15 protein-coding genes are annotated in these 19354 nt (G+C 69.2%); 11 read left to right on the top strand and 4 right to left on the bottom strand.

The window, feature by feature from the left end:
- The first annotated feature begins 47 nt into the window (after positions 1 to 47).
- The 4 genes from PGN25_04510 to prfB all read left to right on the top strand — a co-directional run bounded on the left by PGN25_04510 (position 48) and on the right by prfB (position 4923).
- Positions 48 to 977, top strand: coding sequence for an AEC family transporter (locus tag PGN25_04510; GenBank protein MEH3116875.1), 930 nt, complete (start codon positions 48 to 50; stop codon positions 975 to 977).
- 202 nt (positions 978 to 1179) lie between these two features.
- The gene (locus tag PGN25_04505) at positions 1180 to 2883 is read left to right on the top strand and encodes a lysine--tRNA ligase (protein MEH3116874.1); all 1704 of its coding nucleotides are present in this window, start codon (positions 1180 to 1182) and stop codon (positions 2881 to 2883) included.
- Positions 2884 to 2909: 26 nt separating this feature from the next.
- Positions 2910 to 3533 carry a tetratricopeptide repeat protein gene (locus tag PGN25_04500; protein ID MEH3116873.1) on the top strand — a complete coding sequence of 208 codons (624 nt, stop codon included), beginning with the start codon at positions 2910 to 2912 and terminating at the stop codon, positions 3531 to 3533.
- A gap of 261 nt (positions 3534 to 3794) precedes the next feature.
- Positions 3795 to 4923 (top strand): peptide chain release factor 2 gene (prfB, locus tag PGN25_04495; GenBank protein MEH3116872.1). Its coding sequence is split into 2 segments (ribosomal slippage): positions 3795 to 3863 and positions 3865 to 4923, totalling 1128 coding nucleotides; the frame shifts between segments, so codons are not numbered across the junction.
- A gap of 331 nt (positions 4924 to 5254) precedes the next feature.
- Here prfB and PGN25_04490 read toward each other — a convergent pair.
- Both PGN25_04490 and PGN25_04485 read right to left on the bottom strand, forming a co-directional pair.
- Positions 5255 to 6397 carry a M23 family metallopeptidase gene (locus PGN25_04490; protein MEH3116871.1) on the bottom strand — a complete coding sequence of 381 codons (1143 nt, stop codon included), beginning with the start codon at positions 6395 to 6397 and terminating at the stop codon, positions 5255 to 5257.
- An 84-nt stretch (positions 6398 to 6481) separates the two neighbouring features.
- A complete protein-coding gene (locus PGN25_04485; protein MEH3116870.1) occupies positions 6482 to 6988 on the bottom strand; it encodes a peroxiredoxin in 507 nt (168 codons plus the stop codon).
- A 150-nt stretch (positions 6989 to 7138) separates the two neighbouring features.
- On the opposite strand from PGN25_04485, the gene PGN25_04480 reads away from it, so the two are divergent.
- On the top strand, positions 7139 to 10582 hold the full coding sequence (locus PGN25_04480) for a DUF3971 domain-containing protein (protein MEH3116869.1): 3444 nt from the start codon (positions 7139 to 7141) through the stop codon (positions 10580 to 10582).
- A 193-nt stretch (positions 10583 to 10775) separates the two neighbouring features.
- On the opposite strand, the gene tyrS is transcribed toward PGN25_04480, so the two are convergent.
- Positions 10776 to 12047 (bottom strand): tyrosine--tRNA ligase, encoded by a 1272-nt coding sequence (gene tyrS / locus PGN25_04475; protein ID MEH3116868.1) that lies wholly within the window; start codon positions 12045 to 12047, stop codon positions 10776 to 10778.
- Positions 12048 to 12175: 128 nt separating this feature from the next.
- Here tyrS and PGN25_04470 point away from each other — a divergent pair, with 128 nt between their 5' ends.
- The 5 genes from PGN25_04470 to ribB all read left to right on the top strand — a co-directional run bounded on the left by PGN25_04470 (position 12176) and on the right by ribB (position 17320).
- Positions 12176 to 13309 carry an anhydro-N-acetylmuramic acid kinase gene (locus tag PGN25_04470; protein MEH3116867.1) on the top strand — a complete coding sequence of 378 codons (1134 nt, stop codon included), beginning with the start codon at positions 12176 to 12178 and terminating at the stop codon, positions 13307 to 13309.
- Positions 13310 to 13331: 22 nt separating this feature from the next.
- Complete coding sequence (locus tag PGN25_04465; GenBank protein ID MEH3116866.1) at positions 13332 to 13931, top strand: DUF3578 domain-containing protein; 600 nt, start codon at positions 13332 to 13334, stop codon at positions 13929 to 13931.
- Positions 13932 to 14269: 338 nt separating this feature from the next.
- Positions 14270 to 15364 (top strand): chorismate synthase, encoded by a 1095-nt coding sequence (gene aroC / locus PGN25_04460; protein MEH3116865.1) that lies wholly within the window; start codon positions 14270 to 14272, stop codon positions 15362 to 15364.
- Between the two features lie 12 nt (positions 15365 to 15376).
- Positions 15377 to 16237 carry a type II toxin-antitoxin system death-on-curing family toxin gene (locus PGN25_04455; GenBank protein MEH3116864.1) on the top strand — a complete coding sequence of 287 codons (861 nt, stop codon included), beginning with the start codon at positions 15377 to 15379 and terminating at the stop codon, positions 16235 to 16237.
- Between the two features lie 6 nt (positions 16238 to 16243).
- Positions 16244 to 17320 carry a 3,4-dihydroxy-2-butanone-4-phosphate synthase gene (gene ribB / locus PGN25_04450; protein MEH3116863.1) on the top strand — a complete coding sequence of 359 codons (1077 nt, stop codon included), beginning with the start codon at positions 16244 to 16246 and terminating at the stop codon, positions 17318 to 17320.
- A gap of 711 nt (positions 17321 to 18031) precedes the next feature.
- Here the strand turns inward: ribB and PGN25_04445 are convergent.
- Positions 18032 to 18961, bottom strand: coding sequence for a histone deacetylase family protein (locus PGN25_04445; protein MEH3116862.1), 930 nt, complete (start codon positions 18959 to 18961; stop codon positions 18032 to 18034).
- A 108-nt stretch (positions 18962 to 19069) separates the two neighbouring features.
- Between PGN25_04445 and PGN25_04440 the strand changes: the two genes are divergently transcribed.
- Positions 19070 to 19330, top strand: coding sequence for a L,D-transpeptidase (locus tag PGN25_04440; protein MEH3116861.1), 261 nt, complete (start codon positions 19070 to 19072; stop codon positions 19328 to 19330).
- The last annotated feature ends 24 nt before the right edge of the window (positions 19331 to 19354 follow it).

Here is a 19354-nt window from a genome sequence, read left to right as displayed (position 1 = left end):
GCCTTTTCCGTTCGACGAGGCACCTGTCGACAGGACATGTCCGACCGATGACGGCGCTCACCCTGATCATCCCGATCTTCGGCCTCGTGCTCGTCGGCTGGCTGGCCTCGCTGGCGAAGATCATCTCCGAGCGGGTCGGGGAGGGATTGTCGGAATACGTCTTCTCCCTGGCCGTGCCGGCGCTGATCGTCTCGACGCTGACGCGGCCGGGCCTGACCGGCGAGATCGCCTGGGGCTACTGGGTCAGCTATTTCGGCGGAGCGGCGGTCGCCTGGGCCGCCGGTTCGCTGATCGGGCGCCGCACCGAGGGCGTGGACCGGCGCGGCGCCGTGCTGCACGGCTTCGCCGCCAGCCAGTCGAACACGGTCTTCGTCGGCGTGCCGATGATTCTCCAGGCCTACGGCGAATCGGGTGCCTTCCCGCTGTTCATGCTGCTCGCCGTCCACCTGCCGCTGATGATGGGTGCGGCGACCTTCCTGATCGAATCGGAGGGCGGTCGCCCGTTGGGCCAGCGGCTGAAGGCGCTCGGCCTCGTGCTCGCCAAGAACCCGATCTTCCTGGCGCTCGCCGTCGGCATGGCGATGAAGGCGACGGGGCTCTCGCTCTCCGGCATCCCGAAGGCGCTGGTCGACTCGCTCGGCGGCACCGCCTCGACCTGCGCGCTGATCGCGCTGGGTGCCGGGCTGACCCGCTACAAGGTGCTGCACGATCTCGCCGGCGCGAGCGTGGTCGCGGCGCTCAAGCTCGGGCTGCACCCGCTCGCGGTCTACCTCCTCGCCTTCCACGTCTTCACCATGCCGCCGGCCTATGCCGGTGTCGCCGTTCTGTTCGCGGCGATGCCGGTGGGCATCAACGCCTACCTGCTCGCCATGCGCTACAGGAGCGAGCAGGGCCTCGTCGCCGCCGCCGTGCTGGTCTCGACGCTGGCTGCCGCCGCCACCACGGTGGGATGGCTCTTGGCGCTCGGGCGGGGATAGTTTTCCGGAGTTCGCTCGATCCAACCCTCGCCCTCAGGATGAGGGCGGCGGAGGGGACGATCGTCTCTGACAAGCCCTTCGCAGCAATGGGCCGGGGCAATCGCGTTGACCCCGGCCCGCCCGCTCCATAGGTTGCCCGCTCTCGCGCCCCGGCCCGGATGGCCGGCGCGGCGCCCGTCTCGACCCCGAAAAGCCTTGTCCGATGTCCGCGCCCCTTCGTCTCGACCCCGATATCCTGGAGGCTGCCGTCTCCGCCGCCGCCTGGCCGTTCGAGGAGGCGCGCAAGCTCGTGGCGCGGCTGGAGAGGAAGCCGAAGGGCGAGGTGCTGTTCGAGACCGGCTACGGCCCCTCGGGCCTGCCGCATATCGGCACCTTCGGCGAGGTCGCCCGCACCTCGATGGTGCGCCACGCCTTCCGCGTGCTGACCAGGGACGCGGTGCCGACCCGGCTGATCGCCTTCTCGGACGACATGGACGGCCTGCGCAAGGTTCCGGACAACGTGCCGAACCGCGAGCAACTGCGCGACGCGCTCAACCTGCCGCTGACGAAGGTGCCCGATCCGTTCGGCACGCATGAGAGCTTCGGCCACCACAACAACGCGGAGCTGCGCCGCTTCCTCGACGCCTTCGGCTTCGACTACGAGTTCCGCTCGGCCACCGAATGCTACCGCTCCGGCGTGTTCGACGACGCGTTGCGCCTCGTGCTGGAACGCTACGATGCGGTGATGGCGATCATGCTGCCCTCGCTGCGGGCCGAGCGCTCGGCGAGTTACTCGCCGTTCTTGCCCGTCCACCCCGTCACCGGCCACGTCATGCAGGTGGCGATCGACGCGGTGCGGCCTTCGTCCGGCACCATCGTCTGGCGCGACCCGGCGACGGGCGAGGCCTACGAGACGCCGGTGACCGGCGGCCACGCCAAGCTGCAATGGAAGCCCGACTGGGCGATGCGCTGGGTCGCGCTCGGCGTCGATTACGAGATGGCCGGCAAGGACCTGATCGATTCGGTCAAGCTCTCGGGCCAGATCGCCCGCGCGCTCGGCGCCGAGCCGCCGGAAGGCTTCAACTACGAACTCTTCCTCGACGAGAAGGGCCAGAAGATCTCGAAGTCGAAGGGCAACGGCCTGACCATCGACGAGTGGCTCACCTACGCCACGCCCGAGTCGCTCGCGCTGTTCATGTACAACAAGCCGCGCGAGGCCAAGCGCCTGTTCTTCGACGTGATCCCGCGCCACGTCGACGAGTACGACAATTTCCTGGGCCGCTTCGCCGGCCAGGAGGCGAAGCACCGGCTCGGCAACCCGGTCTGGCACCTGCACGCGGGCGCACCGCCGGCGGTCGAGACGATCGACGATGCCGGCACCACCCTGTCGTTCGGCATGCTCCTGAACCTCGTCGCCGTGGCCAATGCCGAGGACGAGGCGGTGCTGTGGGGCTTCATCCGCCGCTACGCCCCGAGCGTCGGGCCGGACACGCATCCGCGGCTCGCCGGCCTCGTGACGCGGGCGCTCGCCTACTATCGCCACTTCGTACGGCCGCAGAAGCAGTACCGCGCCCCGACCGAGGAGGAGGCCGCGGCCCTGCGCGACCTCGCCGACACGCTGAAGAATCAGGAGGGCTCGACCGATCCGGAGGCGTTGCAGGCGGTGGTCTACGAGGTCGGCCGGCGCCACTTCCCCGACCTCTCGGGCAAGGCCAAGAGCCCGGACGGCCGGCCGGGCGTGTCGAAGACGTGGTTCGCCTCGATCTACACCGTGCTGTTCGGCGAGGCGCAGGGACCGCGCTTCGGCTCGTTCATCGCGCTCTACGGCGTGGCCGGCACCCGGGCACTGATCGAGAAGGCGTTGAGCGGCGCGCTGGTGGCCGAGCACGCGGCCTTCCTGACGGACCGCAAGGCCGCGGCTGAGTGAGCATGGGGTGGGGCGGCATGGGTCGGATGAGGGCATCGGCAGGCATCTTCGGCATCCTCGCCGCCCTGTTCGGCAGTTCCGCCTCGGCGCAGGTCGGGCAGGGCATCAAGGCCTATGCCCGGGGCGACTATCCGGCGGCGATGCGCGCCTTCGAGGCGGGCGCGGCGAAGGGCGACCCGCAGGCGCTCTACAATCTCGGCGTCGCCTACGCGGAGGGACGCGCCGTGCCGGCTGATCCGGCCCGCGCCTTCGACTACTACCGGCAGGCGGCGGAGGGCGGCAGCGTGCTCGCCGCCTTCAACTTGGGCCAAGCCTATCGCAAGGGGCAGGGCACCGCGCCCGACCCCACCCAGGCCGCCCGCTGGTACGAGTGGGCGGCCAAGCGCGGCCACTACAAGGCCGGCAACGAACTCGGCATCCTCACCATCGAGGGCAAGGGCGTGCCGCGCGATCCGGTCGAGGGCATGGCCTGGATCTACCCGGCCACCCACGCCTCGATCATGGACGAATCCGCCATGGCCAACGCGATCCAGGCCGCGGGCCTGCTCGACCGGGCCCAGATCCAGGAGGCGCAGGCGCGGGGAAAAACCTACTTCCAGCGCTACATCGCGCCGAATCAGGCGGTGGTGAAGGCGATCTCCGCGCGCTGATGCCCCTTATCGGAGCCGTCGCCTGTCGCGCCCCTCCGCCCGCCCGACAGCGAAGACGGCTCCTGCTCGTAGCCAGACCGGATCGGCGGAGCGCGCCTCGCCGCCGGCCAACCCGCGAGCCGGCCGAATGGTCCCGCCTTCCCGCATACGAGCAGGGGGAGGCGGCGGGATCGGAGGCTCGGCATCGCGGTGCGGCGGTTTACAGGGCGGGAGCCGCCCGGTATCACCCCCGGCCACACCGACATACGGGTTTCACACCAGATGCGCGCCGAGATCGAGCAGGCCTCGGATGCCGCCAAGCAGTCTATAGGGCTGCTGAGGAGGCATCTTTGACTGGGATACCGTCGATAAACGTCTCGCGGAGCTGAACGCGGCTTCCGAGAACCCCGACCTCTGGAACGATCCGGAGGCCGCACAGAAGGTCATGCGCGAGCGCCAGGAGCTCGACGAGGCCGTCACCGCGATCAGGAAGCTCGAACAGGATCTCGAGGACGCCGCGACCCTGATCGAACTCGGCGAGATGGAGGGCGACCAAGCCTCCATCACCGAGGGCGAGGCGGCGATCAAGGCGATCGAGAAGGAGGCCGCGAGCCGTCAGGTCGAGACCCTGCTCTCGGGCGAGGCCGACGGCTTCGACACCTATCTCGAAGTCCATGCCGGCGCCGGCGGCACCGAGAGCCAGGACTGGGCCAACATGCTCCAGCGCATGTATGGCCGTTGGGCCGAGCGGCGGAAGTTCAAGGTCGACATCGTCGAGATGACCGACGGCGAAGAGGCCGGGATCAAGGGCGCCACGCTCCTGATCAAGGGCCACAACGCCTATGGCTGGCTCAAGACCGAGTCGGGCGTGCACCGGCTGGTGCGGATCTCGCCCTACGATTCGAACGCGCGGCGGCACACCAGCTTCGCATCGGTCTGGGTCTATCCGGTCATCGACGACCGGATCGAGATCGAGATCAAGGAATCGGACTGCCGCATCGACACCTACCGCTCGTCGGGCGCGGGCGGGCAGCACGTCAATACGACCGATTCGGCGGTGCGCATCACGCACAACCCGACCGGCATCGTCGTGGCCTGCCAGCAGGAGCGCTCGCAGCACAAGAACCGGGCCACCGCCTGGAACATGCTGCGCGCCCGCCTCTACGAGGCCGAGCTGAAGAAGCGCGAGGAGAAGGCCAACGCCGAGGCCGCCTCGAAGACCGATATCGGCTGGGGCCACCAGATCCGTTCCTACGTGCTCCAGCCCTATCAGTTGGTGAAGGACCTGCGCACCGGCACGCAATCGACCGACCCGGACGAGGTGCTCGACGGCGACCTCGACCCGTTCATGGAAGCCTCGCTGGCGCAACGCGTCTACGGCGGCGGCGAGGCGGTCGAGGATATCGACTGATTTTTTGACATCCTCCGCGATCCCGGAAGGCTGCCGGACGCGACAGCCCTGTCCGGCCCCCGTTGCGCATTGGATCGCTTCGGCTTCGCGATCCTGCCGGCGAACGGTGTCGGACCGATCGAAAGCGTTGTCCGGCTTGCGTCGCGATCCTGGATTGCTTCGCCTGGCGGCTCGCAATGACGGGGTGAATTTGCCTCATCCGTCATTGCGAGGCTTCAGCCGAAGCAATCCAGACCGCGACGAGAGCCGAACGATCCGCTCACCTCGCCGCCGTTCCGTTCGCCGGCAGGATCGGCTTCGCCTCGCACGACGCCTGAACCTCGGCGGCCGATCAGTTCGCGAAGACGAGCTCTGCCCCCGCGCGCAGAAACCGCTGCGGATCGATCGGCTCGCCGTCGATGCGGGTCTCGTAGTGCAGGTGGGTGCCGGTGGAGCGGCCGGTCGAGCCGGCGAAGCCGACCACCGCCCCCGCCTCGACCCGCTGACCGACCGAGGCCGCGGTGCCCGACAGGTGCGCGTAGCGGGTGACGAGGCCGCGGCCGTGGTCGATCTCGACCATGTTGCCGTAGCCGCCGGCGGACTCGACCGCCGTCACGCGTCCGGCGGCGGCGGCGCGGACCGGGGCGCCGGTCTCGGCACGCATGTCGACGCCGGTATGCAGGGCGTAGCCGCGGGTGAACGGGTCGAGCCGGGCACCGAAGCTGCTGGTGAAGGCGATCTCGCCCGGCAGCGGCTGGCGGAAGGGCAGGGCGGCGGCGACCCGGCGCAGATGCGCCTCCTCCTCGATCCGGCGCCGGGCATCGGCAAGCGCGCGGTCGAAGGCATCGCCGCCGAGCGGCACGAGCGGGCCGCCGACGCCGTCCTTCGGCGGATCGAACCGGGCGGGCGACAGGCCGGTCCGGGCGATCAGGTCCCGGAACCGCTCGGCGCTGAGCCCGGCCTGCCGGGCCGCGCCGGCCACCGCACGGGACTGGTTCTCGGCGAGCCGGTCGAGGGAGTCTTCGAGCCGCGTCATGCGGGCGGCCGCCCCCTGTCCGGCCTCGGCCCGGTCCTCGCCGCCCTTGCGCAATTCCGGCGTCGGGAACGGCTTCCGGACACGCGGCGCCGGAGAATCGACCTGCGCCGCGGCGCCGGCGAGGCCGGAGAGCTGGCCCTGTCGCGTCTCGATCAGCGACTGCCGCTCGGCGAGCGCCGCGAGCCGGCTCTCGATGCTGCCGCGGGCGGCGCTGCGCTCGGCGGCCGACCGGTCGAGGGCGAGTTGGAGCACGCCGAGCCGCTCCTCGTAGGCGAACTGCATCGCGCTCTGGCGCGAGACGAAGCGGGCCAGCATCTCGTCGTGGAAGACGAGATAGTAGCTCGCCGCCGCAGCCCAGAGCGTGGACAGGGCGAGCCCGGTGCCGAGGCCGAGCACGAGCCGGCTGGCGAAGGGGGCGGGGACGCCGGCGGCACGGCCGGCCCTGGCAATCGTCGGCATGATGCGTCGGGCGCTCGGTAACGTCCGACGATCACAGCCGATCAAGGTTAACGAAGGCTGATACCAGCCGGCGATGAGGATCACTCATCGTCGGCTGCCCCCGCGACCGCGGGGCGGCGGCCATCCGCCGGATGCGCGGGCGGCCTCCAGCACCTCCTCGACATGGCCCGGCACCTTCACCTTGCGCCAGATCCGGGCGATGCGGCCCTCGCCGTCGATCAGCAGGGTGGTGCGCTCCACGCCCATGTACGTGCGGCCGTACATGCTCTTCTCGACCCAGACGCCGTAGGCCTCCAGCATCGACTTGGTCTCGTCGGAAGCGAGCGGAAAGGTCAGCCCGTACTTCGCGCGGAACTTGTCGTGGCTCTTCACGGAATCGGGCGAAACACCGATCACCCGCGCGCCCGCGGCGGCGAAGGCCTCGCCCTGGGCGTTGAAGTCCTGGGCCTCCAGGGTGCAACCGCTCGTGTCGTCCTTGGGGTAGAAATAAAGCACGATCTTGTGACCGCGCAGATCCTCCAGGGAGAGGGTCTCCCCGCCCGCTCCGGGTAACGAGAACAGGGGTGCGGGTTCGCCGGGTTCGAGCGGCATTTCGCCTTCCTTTCGGCCGATTGATGGTGTGCCTGATCCCATGCACGCATCCCTCCGGGCACGCCATGCCGGAGAGGCGGAAATCCTGAGGACAGACGCCGCGGCAAACGGACCTCCGCCCGAACCCGAGGGTGCAGCAGCGAACGAGTGATGGATCAGGAAACGGCCAGGACCCTGCTCCAGGAGGCGGTCGAGAGCACGCCGCCGCCCAAGGCGCGGCGACGGCGCCGCCGGCCGCTGCTGTGGAGCGCGATGCTCCTCGTCTTCCTGTTCGGGCTCGGCGGCGGCCTCGTCTTTCTCCGGCTGTCGCAGGGACCGCTGCGCATCGACGGGCTGACGCAGCGCGTCGCGGAGGCGATCGCCGGCAGCGTCGGCTCGGGCTGGCGGGTGGAGCTGCGCGACAGCGCCCTCGAACTCGATTCCGAATCCTCCCTGGCGCTACGGGTCGGCGGGCTCGACGTCTACAATCCGGAGGGCGCCCTGGTGGTACGGGCGCCGCTGGCGGTGGTCAGCCTCGATACCTGGGGGCTGCTGCGCCTCTCGGTGCAGCCGCGCTCGATCGAGTTCCGCGACATCCAGATGACGGCGCTGGTGCACGGCGACGGCTCGATCGCCTTCGCCGCCTCGGCGCCGGCCCAGGCCGACGCGGCCAAGCCCCACACCCTGCCGAGCGTCGATGCCGCCCGCGGCACCGTCTCGCCGGTCTCGGCGGCGGTCGCCTCGATCTTCGGCGTCGTGCTCGATCCGGCCGGCGTCATCGGCGCTCTCGACCGGGCGCGGATCACCGGCGGGCGCCTGACCCTGATCGACGACGCCGACCATCGGGCCACCTTCGAGCGGGTGAACGGCCTGTTCCGCCGCGGCGCCAGCGACGGCGCCCGGGTGTTCGAACTGCGCATCGACGGCCCCAACGGCGAGTGGCGCTTCGGCGGCCGCGTCCACGAGGCGGGAGAGGGGCGGCGCGCGGGCGTCATCACCCTGGACGACCTGCCCGTCACCGATCTGCTGCTGCTGTCCGGTCACTCGAAGCTGCCGGTCGAGACCGACCTGAAGGTGTCGGCCAAGGCCGACGTGTCGCTGACGGGCGGGCGCATCGAAACGATGCAGGCGGAGGTGAAGACCGGCGAGGGCCTGTTCCTGATCGACGAGAAGGACTTCAACCCCGTCGTCGTCGACGCGCTGCGGGCCGAGGCGCGCTGGGACGAGGGTCGGCGCGCCCTCGACATCTCGGCCATCGACTACAAGGGCGGCGGCAACGCCGCGCATCTGACCGGCGCCTTCGCCATCGGTCCGCCCGGCGCCGAGGAGGCCTGGACCCTGGATTTCGGCGGCCGGGACGCGCTGCTGCGCGGCGCCGCCCGCACCGATCCGTCCTTCCGCCTCGGCGAGATCAAGGGGCGGGTGACCGGCCGGGCCGGCGGGGTGAACATCGAGTCGATCGCGATCTCCGGCGACGGCCTGAGCGGCCGCCTCAGCGGCACGGTCGGCACCCGGGCCGACGACGACGGCATCACGCTCCGCATCGAGGCCGGCGAGACGGACGGGCGCAAGGCTCTGCGGCTCTGGCCCGAGAACATCGCGCCGGCGGTGCGCAACTACCTCGTGGACGAACTGCGCGGCGGACGGCTCGACCGGGCCGACATCCAGGTCGACCTGAGCGGCCCGCAACTCGCCGCCGCGACCCGCGGCGATCCAATGCCGGACAGCGGACTGAACGCCACCTTCGCGGTGTCGAACGCGGCGCTCTCGATCTCGCAGGACGCGCCGCCCCTGAGCGCCGCCCGCGTCGCCGGCACCATCACCGGGCGCAGCACCACGATCCGGAACGCGACCGCGGAGATCCGCCTGTCCGACACGCGGGCGCTGACGCTCTCGGACGGCTCCTTCCTGATCCGCGATCCGCAGCCCGACAAGGTCGTCGCCCAGCTCGGCCTGCGCCTGGCCGGCTCGGCCGATTCGCTGGCGGCGCTGCTCGAAACCCCGATGTTCAGGGGGCTGACGGGCGCCGACATCGACCCCGGCGCGATCAAGGGGAAGGCGGACCTGCGCCTCGACGTGCCGCTCGACCTCAAGCACGTGCCCAACCTCGCCGAGATGCCGGTGACGCTCACCGGCTCGATCACCGATCTCTCGATGGAGAAGGCGGTCGGCAAGGACCGGTTCGAGGGCGGCCGCTTCGCGGTCTCGTTCGACCGCTCGGGCTTCGCCCTGAAGGGGGACGGCCGTCTGCTCGGCGCCCCGGTCGCCATCGACCTCAGGCAGTCCAAGCCCGGCAGCCCCGGCGAGGCCGTGGTCACGCTCTCCCTCGACGATGCCTTCCGGGCCAAGCGCGGCCTGCCGACGGCACCGCAGCTCGGCGGGGTCATTCCCGCCCGCGTCGTGGTGCCGGTCGGGCGCCCGGCCTCCGCCGGCAAGCCGCCGGCCCGGATCGAGGCCGACCTGACCCGCGCCTCGATCAACGGCCTGCTCCCCGGCTGGAGCAAGCCCGCGGGCAAGGCCGGCCGCCTCGCCTTCACCCTGATGGAGGGCGCCGGCGGCCTGATGGAGCTGCGCGACATCGCCCTCGACGCCGCCCCCGCGCTCGCTCGCGGCAGCGCCGCCATCTCGGCGGAGGGGAATCTGGAGCGGGCCGACCTCACCACGCTCAAGCTCTCGCCGGGTGACGACATGCGCGTCAGCCTCGACCGGGCCGGCTCGACCTACAAGGTCGCGGTGAAGGGGGCCGTGGTCGATGCGCGCCCGTTCCTCAAGAGCATGACCGGCGACGACAAGGGCGGCAAGGATCCGGGCAAGGACATCGAGGCGGATGTCGCCGCCAGCATCCTGTCCGGCTTCAACGGCGAATCGCTCACCAACGCGACGCTCAAGGCGAGCTTCAAGAACGGCGACCTGCGCAGCGCCCAGTTCAAGGGCCGGTTCGGCGCCGCCCCCCTCAACGCCGCCGTGGCGAAGAGCGAGCGCGGGCAGCCGCTGCTGACCCTCGAATCCGCCGATTCCGGCGCCACCTTGCGCTTCCTCGACATCTACAAGCGGATGTATGGCGGGCGGCTCGCCCTCAGCGTCTATCTCAACGACGGCCCCCAGGCCGGCGTCGTCCAGATCAAGGACTTCGCGCTGCGCAACGAGCCGGCCCTGTCGAGCATCGTCGCCCAGGCGCCGCCGCCCGCGGACGGCAGGCGGGCCGCCCCCAACGCCAACGATGTCGGCTTCGACAAGATGCGGGCGAACTTTACCCGAAACGGCGCGCGGGTGAGCTTTTCGGACGCGGCGATCTCCAACGCAGCGATGGGCTTCACCGCCGGCGGCTGGCTCGACACGGCCAGGGAGCGCACGCAGATCGACGGCACCTTCGTGCCGCTCTACGGGCTCAACAACGTGGTGGCGCAGGTGCCGCTGTTCGGGCCGCTGCTCGCGGGCGGCAGCAACGAGGGCCTGTTCGCGGTCAACTTCAACGTCTCGGGGCCGATCGCCAAGCCGACGGTGAACGTGAACCCTCTCTCGGCCGTCGCCCCCGGCTTCCTGCGCAAGCTGTTCGGAGCGGGCGGCGGCGACGCCCTCGCCAACGGTGTCCAGCAGGAGGGGCCGGAGCGTTAGAGCATCGTTCCGAAAGGGGGCATCCTTGGGTTTCGGCGCGTTCGGGCGCGGCGGGCCTTCGGCCAACGCTGCGCCGCTGGATCGCTTCGCTGACGCTCGCGATGACGGTGCGTGAAGACCCATACCGTCATCGCGAGCCGTCAGGCGAAGCGATCCGGAAGCGTGACGGCTCGGGAGAACGCGCCGAGGACGCTTACTCCGCCCGCAGCAGAACGTGCTTCTTGCGCCCGAACGAGAGCTTGATCACGCCCTCCGCCGTCAGGTCGGAGAGGCTCAGCACGGCCTTCTCGTCGCTCACCTGCACGTCGTTGACCCGTAAGCCGCCGCCCTTGATCTGGCGCCGCGCCTCGCTGGTCGAGGGCACCAGCCCCGCGTGCTCCGGCCCGAAGGCGGTGAGCACGCCGAGGCCCGCCTCCAGCACCGAACGCGGCACCGACACGCTCGGCAGCGACGGGGCCAGCGTCCCCTCGACGAAGGTTTTCCGGGCGGTCTCGGCGGCCGCCGCCGCCGCTTCCGCGCCGTGCATCAGCCCGGTCGCCTCCGTGGCCAGCACCGCCTTCGCCTCGTTGATCTCGGCACCCCGGAGCACGGCCAGGCGCTCGATGTCCGACAGCGGCAGCAGCGTGAACAGCTTGAGGAAGCGGCCGACATCGGCGTCCTCGGTGTTCCGCCAGAACTGCCAGTAATCGTAAGGCGAGAGCATCCCGGCATCGAGCCAGACGGCCCCAGCGGCGGTCTTGCCCATCTTGGCGCCCGAGGCCGTCGTCAGCAACGGGCAGGTCAGGGCGTAGAGCTGCGGCGTGCCCATGCGGCGGCCGAGATCGATGCCGTTGACGATGTTGCCCCACTGGTCCGAACCGCCCATCTGCAGGCGGCAGCCGAAGCGGCGGTTCAGCTCCACGAAGTCGTAGGACTGGAGGATCATGTAGTTGAACTCCAGGAACGAGAGTTCCTGATCGCGCTCCAGCCGCATCCGCACGCTGTCCATCGACATCATCCGGTTGACGGAGAAGTGGCGGCCGATGTCGCGCAGCATCTCGATGTAGTTGAGCCGGGTCAGCCACTCGGCGTTGTCGACCATGATCGCGCCGTCGCCGCCCTCGCCGAACGAGAGGAAGCGCGAGAAAGTCTGCTTGATCCCCTCCTTGTTGGCCTCGATCCGCTCCAGCGTCAGGATCTTGCGCGTCTCGTCGCGGCCGGACGGGTCGCCGACGCGGGTGGTGCCGCCGCCCATCAGCACGACCGGCTTGCCGCCGGTCTTCTGCAGCCAGTGCAGCATCATGATCGAGAGCAGGTGGCCGACATGGAGCGAGGCCGCCGTGCAGTCGTAGCCGGTATAGGTCGTCAGCCCGCCCTCGGCCGCCAAGGCGTCGATGCCGGCGAGATCCGAGGCCTGATGGATGTAGCCGCGCTCCCGCAGCACCCGGATGAAATCGGATTTCGGCGCGAAGCTCTCGGCGGTCATGGTCGGGCTCGGTCTCGGATCTTTCAGCGGCGCGACAAGGGCGCGGCCGGGATGCTATCCCGGGCGGGGGAAGCGCTCGCGCGCTCTTAGCAGGGCGAACCGCGAAAGGCACGGGGAGTGGGGCGGCCATGACGATGAGGCGCGCGATCGGCCTGATGAGCGGCACCTCGCTCGACGGCATCGACGTGGCGCTGATCGAGAGCGACGGCGAGCAGGTGCGCGTCGTGAAGTCCGCCAACGGCTTCGTCGCGCCGCTCGGGCCGACGGGCTACCGCAGCTACGGCGAGGCCGAGAAGGCGCTGCTGCGCGAGGCGACGCGCGACGCCGAGGGCGTCCGGGCCCGCTCCGACCGGCCCGGACGCCTGGTGCAGGCGGAAGAGTTCGTCACCCGCGCCCATGCCGAGGCGATCGAAACCTTTCTCGCGCAGAACGGCCTGAGGCCGGACGACATCGACGTGGTCGGCTTCCACGGGCAGACGGTGATCCATCGGCCCAGGCTCGGCCTCACCGTGCAGATCGGCGACGGCGCGGCCCTGGCCCGGCGCCTCGGCATCCGCGTGGTGTCGGACCTGCGCGCCGCGGACGTGGCGCAGGGCGGCCAGGGCGCGCCTCTGGTGCCGGTGTTCCACAAGGCGCTGGCCGAGGCCGCGGGATATTTCGGGCCGCTCGCCATCCTGAACATCGGCGGCCTCGCCAACGTCACCCTGATCGATTCGGAGGGCGGCGTGCTCGCCTTCGACACCGGCCCGGGCAACGGACCGATCAACGATTGGATGAAGGAGCGCGTCGGACAGGATTTCGACGCCGACGGCGCCACCGCCGCCCGCGGGACGGTGGACGAGGCGCTGCTCGAAAACCTGCTCGGCCACCCGCTGATCCTGCGCCCGCCACCGAAGTCGCTCGACCGCAACTGGTTCTCGCACCGGCTCGCCGGCTATCTCACCGTGGAGGACGGCGCGGCGACGCTCACCGCCTTCACCGCCCACGCGATCGCCCGCAGCCTCGCCTTCGCCGCCGAGCCGCCGAGCCGCTGGATCGTCGGCGGCGGGGGTGCGAAGAACGGCACGCTGATGGCGATGCTGGAGCGGCTCCTCGGGGTCGAGGTGATGAACGCCGACGCGATCGGCTGGTCCTCGGATTTCCTTGAGGCGCAGGCCTTCGCCTACCTCGCACTCCGCTCGCTGGAAGGGCTGCCGCTGACCTATCCGACCACGACCGGGGTCGGCACACCCGTTTCGGGTGGAATCGTCTCCGAGCCGTGAGCCTCGACCGTGAGTCTCGACTGTGAGCCTTGGCCACGCCCTGCGCCGCATCGTCGAGGACTATCCGCTCGCCCGGCTCGATCCGCCGGCCGGGCATCCGCTCGCCCACGTGATCCGCAGGGGCGCGCCGGACGAGTTGCGCCGGGCGCTCGACCCCCTCGGCGGCCCGTTCCTCGTCAAGGGAAGCCCGGGCCGCGGCAGCCACTGGGCGGCGGTGCCCTGGCTCGCGGTGTTCGATCCCGCCGTGACGACGAGCGCGACGCGCGGCTTCTACCTCGTCTACCTGTTTCCGGCCCATCGGGAGGCGGTGCATCTCTCGCTGGCGCAGGGGACCGTGGCCGCGATTCGCGAGCACGGGCCCCGAGCCGGGGCGCACCTGCGGGCGAGCGGCGCGCACCTGCGGCAACGCCTCTCGGATTTCGCCCATGACCTGCCGGAGGCGTCGATCACGCTCGGCAGCGCGGGCGAACTCCCCGAGGGCTACGAGGCCGCCCACATCCTCGGCGTGACCTACGATCTCGACGCGCTCGGCGACGAGCGGCGCCTGCGCGCGGACCTCGCCACGGGCGTCGCGGCCTACCGGGCGCTGAAGGCACGGGGCGGGCTCGATGGCTCGGCTTAAATCCGGGTATTGCAGCCCGTTTGATCGACCGATCATGGCACCCATGGCGTTCCTCATGCTGAAGCAACCGTTATGCGGCCGGCGTGTGGGCTTGCCACGCCGAGCGCCCGGCGAAACAGCAGGGCGTCACTCTCCTCGATAGCCGCAGCGAGATACGCGGCGACGGCCTCCGCTGTCGAGGAATTCGGCCGAATCGTAGGGGCCGGTCTCCGTCATGTCTCCGTTCCTTCCTGTCGTTCCTTCCCGCGTCGTTGCACAGCGCCCCGTTGCACCTTCCGGCCGGCCTACGATCACTCGGGTTTGTACCGACTTCCAAGCCGCGCTAAGGCACACGCGCCATGTCCCACAACAGCTTCGGCCATCTGTTCCGCGTCACCACCTTCGGCGAGAGCCACGGGGTGGCGCTCGGCTGCGTGGTGGACGGCTGCCCGCCCGGCCTTCCGCTGGACGCGGAGGAGATCCAGGCCGAGCTCGACCGGCGCAAGCCGGGCCAGTCGCGCTTCACCACGCAGCGCCGCGAGCCGGATCAGGTCAGGATCCTCTCCGGCGTCTTCGCCGACGACCGCACCGGCGGGCGCCCGTTCACGACCGGCACGCCGATCGCGCTGATGATCGAGAACACCGACCAGCGCTCGAAGGACTATTCGGAGATCCGCGACAGCTACCGCCCCGGCCACGCCGACTACACCTACGACGCCAAGTACGGGCTTCGCGACTATCGCGGCGGCGGGCGCTCCTCGGCCCGCGAGACCGCGGCCCGCGTCGCGGCGGGCGCGGTCGCGCGCAAGGTCATCCCCGGCATCGCCGTCCGCGCCGCCCTCGTGCAGATGGGCCCGCACGCCATCGACCGGGCGAACTGGGACTGGGAAGACGTCGGAAGGAATCCGTTCTTCTGCCCGGATGCGAAGGCGGCGCAGCTCTACGAAACCTATCTCGACGAGATCCGAAAGGACGGCTCCTCGGTCGGTGCGGTGATCGAGGTGATCGCCGAGGGCGTGCCCCCCGGCCTCGGCGCGCCGGTCTACGGCAAGCTCGATGCGGATCTGGCCGCGGCGATGATGTCGATCAACGCGGTCAAGGGCGTCGAGATCGGCGACGGCTTCGCCGCGGCGGCGCTGCGCGGCGAGGACAACGCCGACGAGATGCGCGCCGGCAACGACGGGCGCCCGCGCTTCCTCGCCAACCATGCCGGCGGCATCTTGGGGGGCATCTCGTCGGGCGAGCCGGTCGTCGTTCGCTTTGCCGTGAAGCCGACCTCCTCGATCCTGACGCCGCGCCGGAGCGTGAACCGTCGGGGCGAAGACATCGACCTCGTCACCAAGGGCCGCCACGACCCCTGCGTCGGCATCCGCGCGGTGCCGGTCGCCGAGGCGATGATGGCCTGCGTGCTGGCCGATCACACGCTCCGCCATCGCGGACAGGTCGGTTTTTAAGGAACAGGGGCAATGAACTCGGATTTGAAAATTCCTACCATTTCTCCCGAACTGGTCAAAGACTATGAGCGAGATGCCAGATCCTTAATCAATTATCAGGGGTCAGATAACGTTGAGGCCGTCGATCCAATCGATATTTTACGGGCTCATTACGTCGTAGTTGATTTTTGCCTTTCTGAAAGAATAGGTGAGGGTATCGGGGGAGTTGGTCCAAGAAGTTTCGATCTACTTGTATCGGCCGTTGATCGACAGTCCGTTTCCCTTGGTCAACAATTCAAGTGGCCTACAAATCATGAAAAAATCGCAACACTCGTATATGGAATAGTCAAAAATCATCCATTTCATGACGCAAACAAAAGAACAGCACTCCTCGTCCTACTATATGCCTTTTATTACTTCGGTATGTATGTTGTGGCCGATAAATCGGATCTTGAGGATATAATTGTCTACCTTGCCGATGACAAGCTTCATCTGATTGATAGTTTTGCTGAGTATGAAGATTTGGATGATGGGCCTATACACTTTTTAGCAGAGTACTTTCGCAAAAACACACGCCCGATCGACAAAAGGACTTATTTTATTACATATCGAGAGCTTGATAGAAGATTGCATAACTACGGGTTTTCAATTGCAAATCCAGATAGAAACTATGCAGATATAGTACGAATTAGCGATTCGCAACGGGTTTGCAAAATTGGATTTCCAGGATGGTCTCGGCAAATGTCGAGAAATGACATGAGGAAAGTACTTGAGGCCTGCAACTTAACACACGAGCAAGGCATCGATGCGCAAGTGTTCTTCTTCGATGCAGACCCAGTTTTTGCTTTTGCATCCGATTATCGATCACAGTTAGCATCACTAGCATACAGGTAGACGAAGGTGTCAAACAGCTCTGTCACCGAAGCCATCGAGGCCTTCGCCCGCGGCGAGATCGTGGTCGTCACCGACGACGACGACCGCGAGAACGAGGGTGACCTCGTCGTCGCCGCCTCGCTCTGCACCCCGGAGAAGATGGCCTTCATCATCCGCAACACCTGCGGCATCGTCTGCGCGCCGATCACCCTGGACGAGGCGCGCCGCCTCCATCTCGACCCGATGGTGGCCTCGAACGACGCCCCCCTCGGCACCGCCTTCACCGTGACCGTGGACGTGCGCCACGGCCTCACCACCGGCATCTCCGCCGAGCAGCGCTGCAACACGGTGCGCGCGCTCGCCAACGGCAACATGGGGGCGGGCGACTTCGTGCGGCCCGGCCACGTCTTTCCGCTGATCGCCCGCGACGGCGGCGTGCTGATGCGTTCGGGCCACACGGAGGCCGCGGTCGATCTGTGCAAGCTCGCGGGACTGCCGCAGGTCGGCGTGATCTGCGAACTCGCCAACGATGACGGCACCGTGATGAAGGGGCCGCAGATCGACGCGTTCTCGGAGCGGCATGGCCTCAAGCGGGTTTCGGTGGCCGACCTGATCGCCTATCGGCAGGCCCGCGACCGGCTGGTCGAGCGGGTCGGCTCCTTCCCGGTGAAGACCGGGTTCGGCGCGATGACGGGCTACGCCTACGTCACGCCGTTCGAGCCGATCCAGCAATTCGCCTTCGTGCACGGCGCGATCGGCGACGGCCGCAACGTGCCGGTGCGGCTGCACCGCTCGAACGTGGTCGCCGACGTGATCGAGGGCGGGGGGCAGATCGAGGCGGTGATGCGCCGCTTCGCCAAGGAGGGCCGCGGCATCCTCGTCTACCTGCGCGACGGCACCGCCGGGGTGCCGCTCAACCGCTACGCGGAAGAAGGCGCCGAGGCCCAGCGTGTGCGCCAGTGGCGCGAGGTGGGGCTGGGCGCGCAGATCCTGCGCGACCTCGGCGTGGTCTCGATCCGCAATCTGTCCTCCTCGTCGCGCGCCTATGTCGGCCTGTCGGGCTTCGGCATCGAACTCGTCAGCGAGGAGCCCCTGGAGGGCTGAGGCCCTTGCGGGCAAGCGCAGCCGTTCCCAGTTTTTTCGTGAAGCGGTCCCCCGGCCGCCTCTGAGAGCCTGTTCGACTGCGGTGATCCCATCCCGACCCTCATCCCGAGGTGCCGCGTGAGCGGCCTCGAAGGGGGTTCCAGATCCCGCGCGATCCCTGGAGCACCCTTCGAGGCCTCCGCTGCGCTCCGGCACCTCAGGATGAGGATGGGAACAGGGCTTTCCTCTCGCTTGGCCGCTGCCTGACGAAGACACGTCGGCCGGTCAGACAGGCTCTGAGACCGTTTCCGATCGATCGCTTCGGGTTTGGCCACCCTCCGTCATCGCGAGCGGCCGCGAAGCGATCCAGGGCGCGACGGGTCCGGAAAGGTCGCGCCCTGGTTTGCCACGGCTTCGCCTCGCAAGGACGCAGGACAGGCCGAACCCATCGACCGGATGGCGTATGAGGAAAGGGAGCGCGCATGGTTCTCGCTGCTTGTCCTGCCTGCGAACACCGCATCTCCGAGAAGGCGGTCGCCTGCCCGCCTTGCGGGCATCCCTCGCATCAGCCGGACCGGCACGGTGTCGCGTCGGCCCTCGGCCGCGTCGCCGGAGCCGACGTGTCCGTGAACGCAGCGACCGGGGCGATTCTCGGCAGCGTGATGTTTCCGAGCGCCGCCGCCGTGCGGCGTCACCCTGATCCTGACCCACCGATAGGCGGGGCGGTGCCCGTCACCGCCCCATCAGCGCATCCATGTGCGCAGCGACCGAGCGGCCGAGGCCGTCGAGGCTGTAGCCGCCCTCCAGGATCGACACGACGCGCCCGCCCGCATGGCGGTCGGCCCGTTCCATCAGCCGGCGCGTCGCCCAGCCGAAATCCGCCTCTTCGAGCTGGATGTTGGCGAGCGGGTCGAGCTTGTGCGCGTCGAACCCGGCCGAGATCACGATCAGGTCGGGAGCGAAGGCGTCGAGCCGCGGCAGGATCCGCGCCTCGAACGCTTCGCGGAACGCCGCGCTGCCGTCGAAGGCCGCGAGCGGCGCGTTGACGATGGTGTCGTGGTCGCCCCGCTCGCCCGCCGCGCCGGTGCCCGGAAACAGCGGCATCTGATGGGTCGAGGCGTACATCACCGACTGGTCGGCCCAGAAGATGTCCTGCGAGCCGTTGCCGTGGTGGACGTCCCAATCCACCAGCGCGACGCGCGCGGCGCCGAACGCCTTCTGCGCGTGGCGCACGGCGATCGCCGCGTGGTTGAACAGGCAGAAGCCCATGGCGCGGGTGAGTTCGGCGTGGTGGCCGGGCGGGCGCATGGCGACGAAGGCGTTGGCGCACTCGCCCCTCATCACCGCATCGACCGCGTGGATCGATCCGCCGATCGCGTGCAGGCAGGTGTCGAGCGTGCCCGGCGACATCAGCGTGTCGCCGTCGATCTGGAAGAAGCCCTCGTCGGGCGAGGCCGCGACGATGGTCTCGACATAGGCCGCCGGGTGGGCGAGTTCGGCGGTCGCGGCCTCCGCCTTCGGGGCGTGGCAGCGGACGAGGGCGGCGAAGCGCTCATCCTCCAGGGCACGCTCGACCGCCTGCATGCGGGCGGGCCGCTCCGGGTGGCCGGTCGGGACCGCGTGTTCGAGCGCGCTCGGATGCGTGACGTACAGGGTGCTCAGGGCCGTTCCTCCCGGATGCGCGGGGCGCGGTGACGCCGCGCTGCGGCGGTGCACCCGTCTCGGCTCGCGGCCGGACGCACCGACGTTCTTCTTTCGAACTTGTCGATCTTGTCGCCCGCGCGCAACGGGGCAGGCGAAGACGACGCCCCGAGACGGCCGAATCCCCACTCGGCTGCGGCAGGCACGGCCCAAGCTTGGCCGAACCGGGTTCCCCCCCGGTGGTTTCCCTCGCTCGACCGCATCCACGGGACCAACGAGCCGGAGACGATCGGACAGGCGGTCTCGGCCGGCTGCCTCCGCAAGCTCGACGAGGACGTGATGGACCTCTACGAGCGCGTGCCGGTCGGGACGCGGGTGCTGGTGCGATGAAGAGAGTCTTACGTCTCGAAGGCA

Source organism: Methylorubrum populi, from assembly GCA_036946625.1.
Taxonomy (GTDB): domain Bacteria; phylum Pseudomonadota; class Alphaproteobacteria; order Rhizobiales; family Beijerinckiaceae; genus Methylobacterium; species Methylobacterium populi_C.
The sequence above is the reverse complement of the archived record's forward strand: the minus strand, read 5'-3'. Positions and strand labels throughout refer to the sequence as shown.

Excerpts from the sequence above, each read along its gene's own strand:
- PGN25_04510 (MEH3116875.1), top strand. The coding sequence starts at position 48 with ATGACGGCGCTCACCCTGATCATCCCGATCTTCGGCCTCGTGCTCGTC.
- PGN25_04505 (MEH3116874.1), top strand. The coding sequence starts at position 1,180 with ATGTCCGCGCCCCTTCGTCTCGACCCCGATATCCTGGAGGCTGCCGTC.
- PGN25_04500 (MEH3116873.1), top strand. The coding sequence starts at position 2,910 with ATGAGGGCATCGGCAGGCATCTTCGGCATCCTCGCCGCCCTGTTCGGC.
- PGN25_04490 (MEH3116871.1), bottom strand. The coding sequence starts at position 6,397 with ATGCCGACGATTGCCAGGGCCGGCCGTGCCGCCGGCGTCCCCGCCCCC.
- PGN25_04485 (MEH3116870.1), bottom strand. The coding sequence starts at position 6,988 with ATGCCGCTCGAACCCGGCGAACCCGCACCCCTGTTCTCGTTACCCGGA.
- PGN25_04480 (MEH3116869.1), top strand. The coding sequence starts at position 7,139 with ATGGATCAGGAAACGGCCAGGACCCTGCTCCAGGAGGCGGTCGAGAGC.
- tyrS (MEH3116868.1), bottom strand. The coding sequence starts at position 12,047 with ATGACCGCCGAGAGCTTCGCGCCGAAATCCGATTTCATCCGGGTGCTG.
- PGN25_04470 (MEH3116867.1), top strand. The coding sequence starts at position 12,176 with ATGACGATGAGGCGCGCGATCGGCCTGATGAGCGGCACCTCGCTCGAC.
- aroC (MEH3116865.1), top strand. The coding sequence starts at position 14,270 with ATGTCCCACAACAGCTTCGGCCATCTGTTCCGCGTCACCACCTTCGGC.
- PGN25_04455 (MEH3116864.1), top strand. The coding sequence starts at position 15,377 with ATGAACTCGGATTTGAAAATTCCTACCATTTCTCCCGAACTGGTCAAA.